Annotated in this window: 15 protein-coding genes and 1 pseudogene; 8 read left to right on the top strand and 8 right to left on the bottom strand. The window is 73.6% G+C overall.

The annotated features are described in order from the left end of the window. Positions 1–609: 609 nt before the first annotated feature. From ABZ809_RS17315 to ABZ809_RS17300, 4 genes are all read left to right on the top strand, one after another. The gene (locus ABZ809_RS17315) at positions 610–2325 is read left to right on the top strand and encodes a nitrite/sulfite reductase (RefSeq protein WP_357563505.1); all 1716 of its coding nucleotides are present in this window, start codon (positions 610–612) and stop codon (positions 2323–2325) included. 67 nt (positions 2326–2392) lie between these two features. Next, entirely contained in the window at positions 2393–2551 is a 159-nt protein-coding gene (locus ABZ809_RS17310; protein ID WP_357563504.1) for a hypothetical protein, read from the top strand. After that, on the top strand, positions 2548–3339 hold the full coding sequence (locus ABZ809_RS17305) for a phosphoadenylyl-sulfate reductase (RefSeq protein ID WP_357563503.1): 792 nt from the start codon (positions 2548–2550) through the stop codon (positions 3337–3339). The genes ABZ809_RS17310 and ABZ809_RS17305 overlap by 4 nt, the downstream gene beginning before the upstream one ends. A gap of 11 nt (positions 3340–3350) precedes the next feature. Then, a complete protein-coding gene (locus ABZ809_RS17300; protein WP_357563627.1) occupies positions 3351–4142 on the top strand; it encodes a CbiX/SirB N-terminal domain-containing protein in 792 nt (263 codons plus the stop codon). 110 nt (positions 4143–4252) lie between these two features. On the opposite strand, the gene ABZ809_RS17295 is transcribed toward ABZ809_RS17300, so the two are convergent. Together ABZ809_RS17295 and ABZ809_RS17290 are read right to left on the bottom strand one after the other, a co-directional pair. Continuing rightward, a complete protein-coding gene (locus ABZ809_RS17295) occupies positions 4253–4510 on the bottom strand; it encodes a WhiB family transcriptional regulator (RefSeq protein WP_007072794.1) in 258 nt (85 codons plus the stop codon). Positions 4511–4955: 445 nt separating this feature from the next. Then, a complete protein-coding gene (locus ABZ809_RS17290; RefSeq protein WP_357563502.1) occupies positions 4956–5906 on the bottom strand; it encodes a diacylglycerol kinase family protein in 951 nt (316 codons plus the stop codon). Positions 5907–5949: 43 nt separating this feature from the next. Here ABZ809_RS17290 and ABZ809_RS17285 point away from each other — a divergent pair, with 43 nt between their 5' ends. After that, a complete protein-coding gene (locus ABZ809_RS17285; protein WP_357563501.1) occupies positions 5950–6339 on the top strand; it encodes a hypothetical protein in 390 nt (129 codons plus the stop codon). Positions 6340–6371: 32 nt separating this feature from the next. Here ABZ809_RS17285 and ABZ809_RS17280 read toward each other — a convergent pair whose 3' ends face one another. The 3 genes and pseudogenes from ABZ809_RS17280 to sodN form a co-directional block, all read right to left on the bottom strand. Then, entirely contained in the window at positions 6372–6779 is a 408-nt protein-coding gene (locus ABZ809_RS17280) for an ATP-binding protein (protein WP_357563500.1), read from the bottom strand. A gap of 111 nt (positions 6780–6890) precedes the next feature. Next, a pseudogene (locus tag ABZ809_RS17275) lies at positions 6891–7010 on the bottom strand (GNAT family N-acetyltransferase); the annotation flags it as partial. Further along, entirely contained in the window at positions 7007–7411 is a 405-nt protein-coding gene (gene sodN / locus ABZ809_RS17270) for a superoxide dismutase, Ni (protein ID WP_357563499.1), read from the bottom strand. The gene sodN and the pseudogene ABZ809_RS17275, both read right to left, overlap by 4 nt. 86 nt (positions 7412–7497) lie before the next feature. Here sodN and ABZ809_RS17265 point away from each other — a divergent pair, with 86 nt between their 5' ends. The 3 genes from ABZ809_RS17265 (at position 7498) to ABZ809_RS17255 (ending at position 10226) form a co-directional block, all read left to right on the top strand. Further along, positions 7498–7848 carry a S24/S26 family peptidase gene (locus ABZ809_RS17265; RefSeq protein WP_357563498.1) on the top strand — a complete coding sequence of 117 codons (351 nt, stop codon included), beginning with the start codon at positions 7498–7500 and terminating at the stop codon, positions 7846–7848. A 141-nt stretch (positions 7849–7989) separates the two neighbouring features. Continuing rightward, positions 7990–9165 carry an NADP-dependent malic enzyme gene (locus ABZ809_RS17260; RefSeq protein WP_357563497.1) on the top strand — a complete coding sequence of 392 codons (1176 nt, stop codon included), beginning with the start codon at positions 7990–7992 and terminating at the stop codon, positions 9163–9165. A gap of 98 nt (positions 9166–9263) precedes the next feature. Beyond that, on the top strand, positions 9264–10226 hold the full coding sequence (locus ABZ809_RS17255; protein WP_357563496.1) for a zinc-binding dehydrogenase: 963 nt from the start codon (positions 9264–9266) through the stop codon (positions 10224–10226). 204 nt (positions 10227–10430) lie between these two features. Here ABZ809_RS17255 and ABZ809_RS17250 read toward each other — a convergent pair whose 3' ends face one another. From ABZ809_RS17250 to ABZ809_RS17240, 3 genes are all read right to left on the bottom strand, one after another. Continuing rightward, positions 10431–11414: a chlorophyllase gene (locus ABZ809_RS17250; protein WP_357563495.1), complete on the bottom strand. Its 984-nt coding sequence runs from the start codon at positions 11412–11414 to the stop codon at positions 10431–10433. A 254-nt stretch (positions 11415–11668) separates the two neighbouring features. After that, positions 11669–12262, bottom strand: a complete 594-nt coding sequence (locus tag ABZ809_RS17245) for an aminoglycoside adenylyltransferase (RefSeq protein ID WP_357563494.1) — start codon at positions 12260–12262, stop codon at positions 11669–11671. A 79-nt stretch (positions 12263–12341) separates the two neighbouring features. Next, a complete protein-coding gene (locus ABZ809_RS17240; RefSeq protein ID WP_357563493.1) occupies positions 12342–13232 on the bottom strand; it encodes an alpha/beta hydrolase in 891 nt (296 codons plus the stop codon). Positions 13233–13317: the final 85 nt, after the last annotated feature.

Raw genomic sequence — 13317 nt, 5'->3', positions numbered from 1 at the left:
TCCCCGGATCGCCCCGGCCACCCGCCCCGGCCCACCCCGCCGTGCACCGCGCTGAAGATCGCGCTACTTCCAGGAAGTTGTGGCCTTCTGCGGTGCTGAGGGGACTATTTCCTGGAAGTTGTCGTCCCGGCCTGAGGAGCCTCGCAGCGCGGCGCGGGAGAACGGCGCGGGGGGAGCAGCGGCGCGGTGGCGCGGTGCAACCGGGGGCGCGGTGCGGGCAGGGCCAGTGGAAGCGGCGGTGGAACAGCGCGGGGAACAGCGCGGGGAACAGCATGGTGGGTCGCGGTGGTGGCGGGGCCCGGCCGGGGGAAGGTGGGTCGGCCCGTGATGTGGGATCCGGCACGCACTCGTTGGCTGGCTACTGGTGGGTGTGGCAGCATGGCCGTCATGACCGCCGCTGTCGTCCGCCGCTTCGTGGCACGCCGCCACGTCGACTACGGCCGCGTGCGCAGCGCGATCTGTCCGGCCGACTGACGACGCCCGACCATTCTGTCTCGGGCGCGCCCCGCGCCGGCTGCTCCGACACCGTTGTCGCCAGCCCGTCCCCGACGGGTAGGCCGCGCGCCCCAGCGCATCCCCGAGGCACCGCAGACAACGGAGGACGCCGACATGGCGGTCAGCAGCATCCCGGCCCGGGCCGGGGACCCGACGTCCCCCCGGCCGGCCCGGACCCCGCGTCGGCCCCGGGGCGAAGGTCAGTGGGCGCTCGGTCACCGTGAGCCGCTCAACCCCAACGAGCGGACCAAGAAGGACGACAACCCGCTGAACGTACGGGCCCGGATCGAGAACATCTACGCCCACGGCGGGTTCGCCTCGATCGACCCGCAGGACCTCCGCGGCCGGTTCCGCTGGTGGGGGCTCTACACCCAGCGCAAGGCGGGCATCGACGGCGGCCGTACCGCCGTGCTGGAGCCGCACGAGCTGGAGGACGAGTTCTTCATGCTCCGGGTCCGGATCGACGGGGGGCAGCTCAGCCTGGCGCAGCTCCGGGTGATCGCCGACATCTCGCGCGAGTTCGCCCGGGACACCGCCGACATCACCGACCGGCAGAACATCCAGTACCACTGGATCCGGGTCGAGGACATGCCGGAGATCTGGCGCCGGCTGGAGTCGGTCGGCCTGCAGACCACCGAGGCGTGCGGCGACTGCCCCCGCATCGTGCTGGGCAGCCCGGTCGCCGGGGTGGCCCGCGACGAGGTGCTCGACCCGACCCCGGCGATCGACGAGATCGTCCGCCGGTACGTGGGCGACCCGGCGTACTCCAACCTGCCGCGCAAGTTCAAGACGTCGATCTCCTGGCTGGTCGACACCCCGTACGAGGCGAACGACATCGCCTTCCTCGGGGTGGAGCACCCGGATCACGGCCCTGGCTTCGACGTCTGGGTCGGCGGCGGGCTCTCCACCAACCCGATGCTGGCCCAGCGGCTCGGCGTCTGGGTGCCGCTGGACGAGGTGCCGGACGTCTGGGCCGGCGTGGTCGGCATCTTCCGTGACTACGGCTACCGCCGGCTGCGTAACCGGGCCCGGCTGAAGTTCCTGGTCGCCGACTGGGGCGTGGAGAAGTTCCGCGAGGTGCTGGAGAAGGAGTACCTGGGCCGGGACCTGCTCGACGGTCCCTCCCCCCAACTGCCGGACCGGCCGGTGGACCACATCGGGGTGCACCGGCAGCGCGACGGGCACCACTACGTCGGCGCCGCCCCGGTGGTCGGGCGGGTCTCCGGCAAGCAGCTCGCCCAGTTGGCCGACGTGGTCGAGGCGCACGGCAGCGACCGGGTGCGGCTCACCGCGTACCAGAAGCTGCTGGTGCTCGACGTGCCGGCGGAGCGGACCGACTCGCTGGTGGGCGCGCTGCGGGGGATCGGCCTGGAGGCCCAGCCGTCGGCCTGGCGGCGGGGCACCATGGCCTGCACCGGCATCGAGTACTGCAAGCTGGCCATCGTCGAGACCAAGGCGCGCGGCGAGGAACTGGTGGCCCGGCTGGAGGAGCGGCTGCGCGACTTCGACGCCGACATCTCCATCCACATCAACGGCTGCCCCAACGCCTGCGCCCGGACCCAGGTCGCCGACATCGGCCTCAAGGGCCAACTGGTGGTCGGCCCGGACGGCCGCCAGGTGGAGGGCTTCCAGGTGCACCTGGGCGGCGGGCTCGGCATGGCCGAGGGGCAGACCGCCGGGTTCGGCCGCAAGCTGCGCGGCCTGAAGACCACCGCCGAGGAGCTTCCGGAGTACGTGGAGCGGCTGGCCCGGCGCTACCTGGCCGGCCGCGAGGCGGGCGAGACGTTCGCCAACTGGGTGGTCAGGGCCGACGAGGAGGAACTCCGATGAGCGAGCGCAGCGAGCGAATCAGGCAACTCCGTGTCCGTCGCGGTGCCGAGCGAAGCGAGGTGACGCGATGAGCGAGACCCGTTCCGCGCCGTTGTACTGCCCGTACTGCGGCGAGGAGAACCTGCGGCCGAGCGAGACGGGCCATGGTGCATGGGAGTGCCACGCCTGTGCCCGGGTGTTCACGGTGCGGTTCACCGGGCTGCTCGGCCGGGCGGTGACCCGGTGAGCGGCCCGGCGCGGCCCGGGGCGACGCGGGGCCTTGTTTCGGCCGCCGGGCTGGGCCTGATCGGTCCGGGCGCCCCCGCGGCTGCCGATCCGGCCCGGCGCGACCCCGAGGAACTGCGCGCGCTGGCCGAGGCTGCCGGGCGGGACCTGGAGGGCGCGCCCGCCCTGGAGATCGCGCGTTGGGCGGCCGAGACGTTCGGCGACAGGTTCTGCGTCACCAGTTCCATGGCGGACGCCGTGCTGGCCCACCTGGTGTCCCGGGTCGCTCCGGGGGTGGACGTGGTCTTCCTCGACACCGGCCTGCACTTTCCGGAGACGCTGCGGGTCCGCGACGAGGTGGCCCGGACGCTGCCGGTGAACGTACGGTCGATCCGGCCCCGGCTGACCGTCGGCCAGCAGGACGGCGAGTACGGACCCCGCCTGTTCAACAAGGCCCCGGACGACTGCTGCCAGCTGCGCAAGGTGGAGCCGCTGGAGCGGGCCCTCGCCGGGTACGACGCGTGGGCCGCCGGGTTGCGCCGGGACGAGTCGCCGACCAGGGCGAACACGCCGGTGGTGACCTTCGACGCGCGCCGGGGCAAGGTCAAGGTCAACCCGATCGCGGCGTGGAGCCAGGCCGACGTGGACGCCTACATCGCCCGCTGGAACGTGCCGGTCAACGAGTTGTTCAAGCAGGGCTACGGCTCGATCGGCTGCTGGCCCTGCACCCGTCGCACCAAGGCGGGGGAGGATTCCCGGGCCGGCCGTTGGGCCATGTTCGAGAAGACCGAGTGCGGACTGCACGTCTGACCGGGCCGGGCGTGCACCCTGCCGGCCCGGGTGCGCGCCCTTCCGGGCCGGGGCAGCCCGACCCGGTGGTCCTGGTCGCCCATGGCAGCCGGGACGCCCGGGCCGCCGAGGCGACCCGGGCGCTGGCCCGGGCCGTGTCGGCCGCCCGGCCGGGCACGGCGGTGCTGGCGAGTTGGCTGGACCACACCGAGCCGGGGCCGGCGGCGGTGTTGCGGGACCTGGCCCGCGCCGGGCAGCCGCGCGCGGTGCTGGTGCCGCTGCTGCTCACCGCCGCGTACCACCGCCGGGTGGACATCCCGGCGGCGGTCGCGGCCGCCGGGGAGGCGGGGCCACCGATCGCGGTACGGGTGACCGAGGTGCTCGGTCCCGCCGACGGCGAGGTGGACACCGGGCTGCTGGCGGGCCTGCGCAGGCGGCTGGACGAGGCGGGAGCGGACCGGTTCGACGGGCTGGTGCTGGCCGCGGCGGGCACCAGGGACGCCCGGGCGCGCGGGTCGGTGGGGCGGGTCGCCGCCGCGCTGCGCGACGATCTCGGGGTGCCCACCCACGTGTCGTACGCCTCGGCGGCTTCGCCGGACGTGGGGGCGGCGGTGGCACGGCTGCGCGCCGGGGGAGCGCGGCGGGTGGCGGTGTCGGCGTACTTCCTGGCTCCCGGCCTGTTCCACGATGCCGTGTCCAAGGCGGCGCGGGGTGCCGGGGCGGTGGTGTCCGCCCCGCTGGCTGACGCTCCGGAGCTGGCCGACCTGGTCCTGCGGCGGGTGGACGCCGTCAGCCGGTCGGTCGGATCCCCGGCCCGTCCGTGACCGCAGGACGCATCCGCGACCACGGTGCCGACACATCCGCGGCTACGGGGGCGGACAGCGTTACGCCCCGGCGGGCTTACCCGGCCGGGGCGTAACGCCGATGCGTGTGATCAGGCGGAGTGAGCGCGCAGCACCCGGAGGCCACCGCGGCGCTTGACGGCCCGCCGTTCCTCCTCGCTCATCCCGCCCCAGACGCCAGCGTCCTGACCGGACTCCAGCGCCCACTGCAGGCACTGGTCGGTCACGGAGCAGCGCCTGCAGACGGCCTTGGCCTGCTCGACCTGCAGGAGAGCCGGTCCGGACGTCCCGATCGGGAAGAACAGCTCCGGGTCCTCGTCGCGGCAGACAGCATGGTGACGCCAGTCCATGGCGGCAACACTCCTCATTCTGGGTGGGTGGCAGATATTGCTCTGTTGCTTTTCCTATATGCGTCCGCAGCGCCGATGTGACGGTTCGCGTCCGACTATTCGGCGGTGCGTGAGCAGGCTGTGTCAGCCCCGTGGACCTGCTGGAACGGCTCAGCCCGACGAGCGTATCCAAGCAATGTCCCGGTAACTCAAGTTCGCTTGTGAATACTTTCACGAACGCCCGGGATGTCAAGGGTGACGCTCGGAAAAACTCCGGGCGGTGAGCAAGCCCACAACCCATTTGTCCGGGTTCCAGTGCCTTCCTGGTTACCCGGCGTACCACTGTCGAGGATCAATATAGTACAGTCCGCGTGACATTGCTGACATTTCAGGCACCTGCCCCTCGGTGTGGCGGCCTTCGCGTCCGTCCGGTGTGGCCGCGTCGACCTAGGGCAGTACCCGAGACCTAGCAGATTACTCTGAGTGCGGCGGGAATGGATGTGAATCTGACTTTCTCCCGCTCGCCGAGGTAGTCGCCGTCCAGCTGGAAGGCCTGTGGCCTGCCCGAAAGCAGGGTGAACTCGTCGAGATCGTGCAGCCGCAACACCTGACGGCCGCGCGGGTCGGGCGTCCGGGAAAAGAACTGTGTCACTGTGCGTGTCGTGCTGGCGACCCGGAGCTGCCGTAGGGCCAGCACGTCCAGACCGAGGTCGAACGACGCCTCCGGGTTCGGATTGACCTCCCGGTCGCCCAGGTACGTCCACGGCGCGGTGTTCTGGATGATCGCCGTCGCCAGCTCTTCCTCCGCCGGTTCACCCGGGCGCTCCAGGCTGATCGCCGGGTGACGCCGGTCGGAGTTGAGGAAGTACTGGGCGGCGGTGGAACGGAAGTAGAGCGCGGGCGTCGAGACCCGGCCCTTCCGCCGGGCCTGTTCCACCCGGTGGATGACCGCCGCGTCGATGCCGAAGCCCGCGCAGAAGGTGAAGTAGCGGTCGTCGGCGCGGCCGAGCCCGATGGTCCGGTGCCGGCCCAGCCGCAGGCCCTCCAGGATCATGCTCGCCCCGTCCGGCCAGTCCCGGGGCAGGCCCAGCGCCCGCGCGAAGACGTTGGTCGAGCCTCCCGGCACGGTCGCCAGGGCGGGGAGCCGTTCGGCTGGTGTGTCGCCCGTCGGCATGGTCGGCGGCTGTGCCGTCATCAGGCCGTTGACCACCTCGTTGACCGTGCCGTCGCCACCGAGCGTGACGACGACGTCGACGCCCTCCTCGGCCGCCTCGCGCGCCAGGGCGGTCGCGTGCCCCCGGCGCCGGGTGTAGCGCACGGAGAGATCGACTTCGCTGCGCAGCGCCCGGACCAGGACATCCCGGCTGCGCTCGCTGGTGGTGGTGGCCTTCGGATTGACCACCAGGACGGCCCGCATGGGCGGCACTGTACCGCGCGGTAGCACGGGTATCGTGGCGCGCGTGACCATCGACTCCGACCCGATTCCCGTCACCCTCCGCTGGGCGACCCGGTTGCTGCGGGCCGAGGCGGTCGCCGTGGGACTGGTCGCCGCGTGGCTGGTCTGGGCCGATCTCACCGCCACCACCACCGACCTCACGTCGGCGCTGCTGGTGACCGCGTTCGCGATCGGGGCGGCGGCGGTGCTCTGGGCCCTGGGCGGTGCGCTGGCGCGGCGGAGGGCGGGCGCCCGCGCGCCGGCGATCGTGCTCCAGCTCATGCTGCTGCCGATCGGGTGGTTCATGGTCCAGGGCGGCATGGGCTGGCTCGGCGTACCGGTGATGGCACTCGGCCTCGGCGTCGCCGTCCTGTTGCTCAGCGCCCCCACCACCCGGGCCCTCGGCTTCGAGTGACGCCCGCGCCGCGCCCACCCGGGCGGCGGCGGTCAGTAGCCGGAGGCGCGGCGGGTGAGCAGCGAGATGGTGGCCCGGCCGTCGGCGGCCGTCGCGGACGCCGACGTGGTGAGCGCGGTGAGCACCTTCCAGGCGAACGACGACTCGGCGGGGAGCGTCGCGCCCCGGACGGTCGGCACCGTCACCTCGACGGTGAGCGCGTCGTCGGTGACCGCGAAGCGGCAGTCGAGCTCCGCGTCCCGGGTGGCGATGGCGAGCAGCATCGCGCACGCCTCGTCGACGGCGATGCGCAGGTCCTCGATCTCGTCGAGGGCGAACTGGAGCCGCGCCGCGAGGCCGGCGGTGGCGGTACGCAGCACCCCGAGGTAGCCCCCGTCAGCGGGCACGGTGAGGTGCACGACGTCGTCGTCGGTCGTCGGCTGCCCGGTCAGTTGAGTCACCACTCATCCCCCCGGTCGGCGACTCTACCCGCTCAGCCGCCGGGGCGTGTGGGGGCCGCCACTCACGCGTGCGGCGAGGACGGTCTGCGCGTGCGGCGAGGACGGTCAGGGCGTGCGGTGGCACTGGTCGGCGGCGCGTTCGTACTCCGCCAACTCGTGCACCATTGCGACGACGGCCGGCACGTCCTCGGGACGTGCCGGCCGGATCGTCGGCGGACCGGTGAGGGTCACGCCTGCTTGGTCTCCCAGAAGATCTTGGAGATCTCGTCGATCTTCTGGAGCAGCTCGTCGGCCTTGGACGGGTCGGTGCCGCCCTTCGCGCCGGCGGCCCCGGCCAGCTTGGTGGCCTCGTTGAAGAGCTGGTGCAGGTTGGGGTACTTCTCGAAGTGGGCCGGCTTGAAGTAGTCGGTCCAGAGCACCCAGAGGTGGTGCTTCACGAGGTCGGCGCGCTGCTCCTTGATCAGGATGGCGCGGGTGCGGAACTCGGGGTCGGTGTTGGCCTGGTACTTCTCGCAGATCGCCTTGACCGACTCGGCCTCGATCCGGGCCTGGGCCGGGTCGTAGACGCCGCAGGGCAGGTCGCAGTGGGCGCTGGCGGTCACGCGGGGCGTAAGGATGCGTGGAAGTCGCATCAGGATCCTCCATGGGAAGTTTGCGATGATCCAAGACGACATTACTCCTGGACTCGCTCCGGGGAGGCCGGGTGGAGAGGAAACCGATGGGGGCCGATTACCCGGCGGTGCCGCCCCGGATGCGGTGGCCACTGACCGCGGTGCTGGTGACCGGCCCGTCCATGTCGCCCACACTGCGCCACGGTGACGCGGTGCTGGTCCGGCGCGGGGGCCGGCCCGTACGCCCCGGCGACGTCGTGATTGCGGTCTTTCGCAGCCGCCCCGACCTCCTCGTGGTCAAACGCGCGGTCCGCGCAGAGGACGGCGGCTGGTGGCTGCGCGGGGACAACGACCTGGTCACCGACGATTCCCGGGCGTACGGGGTGGCCGACGTACGGGGCCGGGTGGTGGCCCGCTACTGGCCCCGGCCAGGGCGGGTGCCTACCCGTCGGTTATGACCCCGCTCACATCGACGTGACGAGAGCGACACTATGCTCGGAACGTGGCCGGGTGACCCCCGCACCGCGTGCCGCCGCTCGGCGCCTCACCTCGCGTCCCGCGCCGGCCGCTCCGTCTGCTCGACAGATTCTGGAGTCACCATGTCGTCGTCCACCATGGACCCCGCTGATCCCGTCTTCCTACTGCACCGGGGCGGCAAGATGGCCGTCACGTCGACCGTCCCGCTGACCAGCCGGGAGGACCTCTCCCTCGCGTACACCCCCGGCGTGGCCCGGGTGTGCGAGGCGATCGCCGCCGACCCGGCGCTCGCCGCCGACTACACGTGGGCGTCGCACACCGTCGCGGTCGTCACCGACGGCTCCGCCGTACTCGGGCTCGGCAACATCGGCCCGCGCGCCTCGCTGCCGGTGATGGAGGGCAAGGCGGTGCTGTTCAAGCAGTTCGGCGGCGTCGACGCGGTGCCGGTCTGCCTGGACACGCAGGACGTGGACGAGATCGTGGCGGTGGTGCGGGCGCTGGCCCCGTCGTTCGGCGGGATCAACCTGGAGGACATCAGCGCCCCGCGCTGCTTCGAGGTGGAGCGCCGGCTCGACGAGGCCCTGGACATCCCGGTCTTCCACGACGACCAGCACGGCACCGCGATCGTCGTGCTCGCCGCCCTGCGCAACGCCGCGGCGCTGCTCAACCGCAAGCTCGGCGATCTGCGGGTGACGGTCAGCGGCGCCGGCGCGGCCGGGGTGGCGGTGACGAAGATGCTGGTCGCCGGCGGCGTGAACCCCGACCAGGTGGTGGTCTGCGACTCCAAGGGGATCATCGGCCGGCACCGGTCCGAGCTGACCGGCACCAAGGCCGAGCTGGCCGCCAGCACGAACGCCGAGGGCCGCGTGGGCGACATCACCGAGGCGCTGCGTGGGGCGGACGTGCTGATCGGCGTCTCCGGCGGGCAGATCCCGGAGGCGGCGGTCGCCGGGATGGCCCCCGGCGGCATCGTCTTCGCCCTGGCCAACCCGACGCCCGAGGTGCACCCCGAGGTGGCCGCCCGGCACGTGGCGGTCGTCGCCACCGGTCGCAGCGACTACCCCAACCAGATCAACAACGTGCTGGCCTTCCCGGGCGTGTTCCGGGGCGCGCTGGACGCCCGCGCCACCCGGATCACCGAGGGCATGAAGGTGGCCGCCGCCGACGCCATCGCCGGTGTGGTGTCCGAGTCGCTCACCGCCGAGGCGATCGTGCCGTCCCCGCTCGACCCCCGGGTCGCCCCCGCGGTGGCCGAGGCCGTGGCCGAGGCCGCCCGCCGCGACGGCGTCACCCGCTGAACGTGTGAGGAAGGGCCCCTTCCTATCGCTCAGGCGATAGGAAGGGGCCCTTCCTCACACCCCGGTAGGCCTTCTTGCCAGGGGCTGGGCTTGTTACCGTGCCGATCATGCGTGCCGCCTTCGTCTCCCGCTTCGACGACGCCAACCCGCTCGCCGCGCTCACCGTCGGCGAGCAGCCCGAGCCGGCCCACCCGGCCGACGACTGGGTGACCGTGCAGGTGCGGGCCAGCTCCCTCAACCACCACGACCTCTGGTCGCTGCGCGGGGTCGGGCTGCGCGCGGAGCAACTGCCGATGATCCTGGGTTGCGACGCCGTCGGGGTGGACCCGGACGGCAACGACGTCGTCGTCTACCCGGTCGTCCCCACCCCGGGCGACCCGCGCGGCATCTCCATCCTCTCGGAGCACTTCCCCGGCACCCTGGCCGAGCGGGTCGCCGTACCCCGGTCGAACCTGCTGCCGCTGCCGGCGGGCCTGGCGGCGACGGACGCGGCCTGCCTGCCGACCGCCTGGCTGACCGCGTGGCGGATGCTGACCACCGTGGGCCGGGTCGCCGACGCCGACGCCGTGCTGGTTCAGGGCGCCGGCGGGGGCGTGGCCACCGCGGCCGTCGCGCTGGCCGCCGCGCTGGGCAAGCGGGTGTACGCGACCAGCCGCGACGCCGCCAAGCGGGAGCGGATCGCCGAGCTGGGCGCGACCGCCGTCGAGCCGGGCGCCCGGCTGCCGGAACGGGTCGACGTGGTGATCGAGACGGTCGGCGCGGCCACCTTCGACCACTCGCTGAAGTCCGCCGCGCCGGGGGCCCGGATCGTCGTCTCCGGCGCCACCTCGGGCCACGAGCCGAAGGTCAACCTGCGCCGGGTCTTCGCCATGCAACTGGAGATCCTGGGCACCTCGATGGGCACCCCCGACGAGCTGGCCGCCCTGCTCGCCTTCTGCGCCGAGCGTGGCGTGCGCCCGGTGGTGGACACCGTGGTCCCGTTCAGCGGGGTCGCCGACGCCTTCGCCCGCCTGCACTCCGGCGAGGTCTTCGGCAAGGTGGTCGTCGACCACACCGCCTGACGCTCCCTGCCCCTCCCGCGCCCCTGCCCCCTCTCCGGGGCAAGATCGCGCGCCCCTGCCCCCGCCCCCGGGGCCCGCGCCCCGGCGGCAAGATCGCGCTACAACACGGAAAGAGTGGCCTTTCCGCGCCGGGAGGCCACTCTTTCCAGGAAGTAGCGCGATCTTGAAGAGAAGGGGGCGGGGGAGAAGCGGGGTGGGGCAGGGTCAGAGGCGGTTGTCGAGGGTGGCGATGTCGTCGCGGGCGGCGTCGGTGGGGATGCGGCGCTTGGCGGCCTCGTCGCCGTACAGCGACCAGCGGAGGAACTCGACAGTGGTGTCCGAGACCACCCGCAGCGCGGCACCGTCGCTGAGCAGCGCCCGACCGTGGTCGCCCTCGGGCAGGCTGAGCATCGCCTTCGGCCAGGGCACCTTGTCGTAGGCGGCCTTACCGGCGGCGTACTCGACCACCTCGTCGGCCTCGCCGTGCACGAAGAGCTGCGGGGCGGCGGCGCCCGCGAAGGCGGTGCCGACGCCGAGCGCGGTGCCGGCGAAGACCACCCCGGCGTCCAGCCGCTCGTCCCGGCCGGCCGTGAACAGGCCGATGGTGGTCACCCCGCCCGCCGAGTGCCCGGCCGCCGCCACCCGGTCGCCGGCCAACCGGCCGCGCAGCGGGTCACCGGCCCTGCCGTCGAGGGCGAGCACCTCGGTCAGCACGTACGACACGTCGGCCGGCTGGTTGAGCACGTCGAGCACGTTGCCGTCGCCGCCCCGGGCGGTGTGCGGAAAGGTCGGCGCGGCCACCACGAACCCGGCCGCCGCCCACCGGGTCAGCAGCGTCTCGTAGTCGGCCGGCCGGGCGCTCAGGCCGTGACTGAACATGACCACGGGGAACCGCCCCCCGGCAGCCTCCGCCGACCGCTCCGGCTCGCCTCCGGCCCTCCCGGCCGCCGGGTACCAGACGGTCACCGGCAGCGACCGCTTCCCGTCGCGGTTCAGCTTCAACTGGCGTACGCCGACAGCGAAGGCCTTGTCCGGCGCGGTGCCGACGGGCGCCTGCGGCGTGGGGGCGGCTGCCTGCGTGGGCGGCGCCGGGGGCGTCACCTGCGGAGCCGCCGCCTGCGGGGCCGGCCCGGCGTCGTCGGAACAGCCGACCAGACCGGTGGTGAGCAGTGCGCAGGCGAGCAGGGCGGGGGCGACACGACGCGGCATGGCAACGATTGTGCCTCGCGGCGCGCCCCGCCCGGCCGCAGACCGACGCAGTACGCCCCACGCCCTGCGCTGCCCACGCCCGCTGCGGGCCCCTGCCGCGCCCGGGGCGCTCGTGCCCCTGCGGACCAGTGGTGCCATGCACCCCCACAGCCTGCCGCTGACGGCCCCCCGATGATCAGGACGCCGTGGACGTTACCCGGTCGTTCCAGGGTCCATGGCGTCCTGATCATCGCTGGTTGGGGCCACCAGCCCAGTCACGCTGGGAGCGGGTTCCATCGGGCCTGGGCGGGAGGCGGGTCGGCGGGCGGTGGGGCGTCAGTCGATTCCGGGTGCCGCCCGGCGGCGCGCAGGCGGGCGAGGTCGGCGGCGTCCTTCGCCCGCCGGGGCCGCTCCGGCATCCAGACGGGGAACATCTCCTTGAACTCGACCTGTGCGGCCACCGAGATCATCGGGACGGTCAGCGGGCCGATCCGACCGGGCGGACCGGCCAGCATCCCGTCCGGCAGCGGCGTGCCCGCCCACGGGCCGGCACCCACCACCACCCGTCCCGTCGCGTCCCGCGCCAGGTACGCGACGCTCATCTCGACGTCTGCGCGGACCAGGTCGAGCTGCACGTCGACGGGCATCCGGGGGTCGAGCCGCCAGCCGTGCCCCGCCATCAGGCCGGCCAGCCGGTCGGCGTCGGCGCGCCAGCAGTACCAGTCGACGTCCACGTGCGGGCGGGTCATCTCGCCGAGGTGGAAGTCCATCGCCCAGCCGCCCCGCAGCCACACCTCGATGCCGGCCGCGACCGCGAGCCTGGCCAACTCGGCGATACCGTCCAGTTGCCGTCCCGCGAGAGCGTCCACGCCCGGACCGTAGCCGTGCCGGTCCCCGTCCCGCGACCGCGTTTCCGACCCGGGCAGGCCGGTGGCGACGGCCGTCGGGTCAGTGGGCGAGGCGGTTCTCGAACGTCGTCACGCCCGGGGAACGGGCGTCGCCGGGCAGCCGGCGGCCGGCTTCCGGGTCGCCGTAGAGGGTCCAGCGGAGGAAGTCGGTGGTGGTGGCGAGGACCTGCTCGAAGCCGGGCCGCCCCGGGGTCAGGTACTCGCCGTGGCCCTGCCCGAGCAGGCTCAGGAAGGCGGCCGGGCCGGTGGCGCGCTGGTACGCGGCCCGGCCGACCGTCACCGGCACGATCCGGTCGGCCGTACCGTGCACGAAGAGCACCGGGGCCGCCGGGGCGGCGAAGCTGCCGGCCATCCCGCCGCCGGCGATCACGATGCCGGCGCGCAGCCGCCCCGACCGCCCCGAGGCGAACATGCCGGCCGTGGTGAAACCGCCCGCCGAGTGACCGGCGGCGGCGAACCGGGCGACGTCGAGGTGCCCGGCGAACGGATCACCGGCCCGGGCGTCGAGCCGCGTCAGGTGCCGGATCACCCGCCAGCCGTCGGCCGGCTGGTGGCGGACGTCCGCGCGGTCGAACCGGGGGGCGCCGCGCCGGGTACGCGGGTAGGTCGGGGCGGCCACCACGAACCCGGCGGCGGCCCAGCGCGTGGTCAGCCCGGCGTGCAGCTCGGGCAGGCTGTGCAGCCCGTGGCTGTAGACCACCACCGGGAAGCGCCCGGCGGCCACCGCTTCGCCCTCCGCCGGGTACCAGATGGTCACCGGCAGGGGGCGCGCCGAGGCGGGGTCGACGGTGAGCGTCCGTACGCCGACGGCGTAGGCCGCCACGGGCGCCGGACGGCCCGGTGGGGGAGCACCGGGCGCGGCGGTCGCCGCCGGGCCACAGCCGGCCAACAGCGCCGTCATCAGCGCGGCGACCAGCCGCTTGAGCGTCACTGATTCACGGTAGGTGCCCGGCCGCCCGGATCGTCCCCGCCGTCCGGACCGGACACGCCCGCCACCCGGCCGGATCGCCTCCACC

The sequence above is a fragment of the Micromonospora sp. NPDC047074 genome (assembly GCF_040643815.1).
Taxonomy (GTDB): Bacteria; Actinomycetota; Actinomycetes; order Mycobacteriales; family Micromonosporaceae; genus Micromonospora.
Note: the sequence above shows the minus strand (reverse complement) of the source record. Positions and strands in the feature narration are given on the sequence as shown.

Coding starts and splice junctions, on each gene's coding strand:
- ABZ809_RS17260 (WP_357563497.1), top strand. CDS start 7,990: ATGTCGTCGTCCACCATGGACCCCGCTGATCCCGTCTTCCTACTGCAC.
- ABZ809_RS17250 (WP_357563495.1), bottom strand. CDS start 11,414: ATGCCGCGTCGTGTCGCCCCCGCCCTGCTCGCCTGCGCACTGCTCACC.
- ABZ809_RS17310 (WP_357563504.1), top strand. CDS start 2,393: ATGAGCGAGACCCGTTCCGCGCCGTTGTACTGCCCGTACTGCGGCGAG.
- ABZ809_RS17315 (WP_357563505.1), top strand. CDS start 610: ATGGCGGTCAGCAGCATCCCGGCCCGGGCCGGGGACCCGACGTCCCCC.
- ABZ809_RS17295 (WP_007072794.1), bottom strand. CDS start 4,510: ATGGACTGGCGTCACCATGCTGTCTGCCGCGACGAGGACCCGGAGCTG.
- ABZ809_RS17265 (WP_357563498.1), top strand. CDS start 7,498: ATGGGGGCCGATTACCCGGCGGTGCCGCCCCGGATGCGGTGGCCACTG.
- sodN (WP_357563499.1), bottom strand. CDS start 7,411: ATGCGACTTCCACGCATCCTTACGCCCCGCGTGACCGCCAGCGCCCAC.
- ABZ809_RS17290 (WP_357563502.1), bottom strand. CDS start 5,906: ATGCGGGCCGTCCTGGTGGTCAATCCGAAGGCCACCACCACCAGCGAG.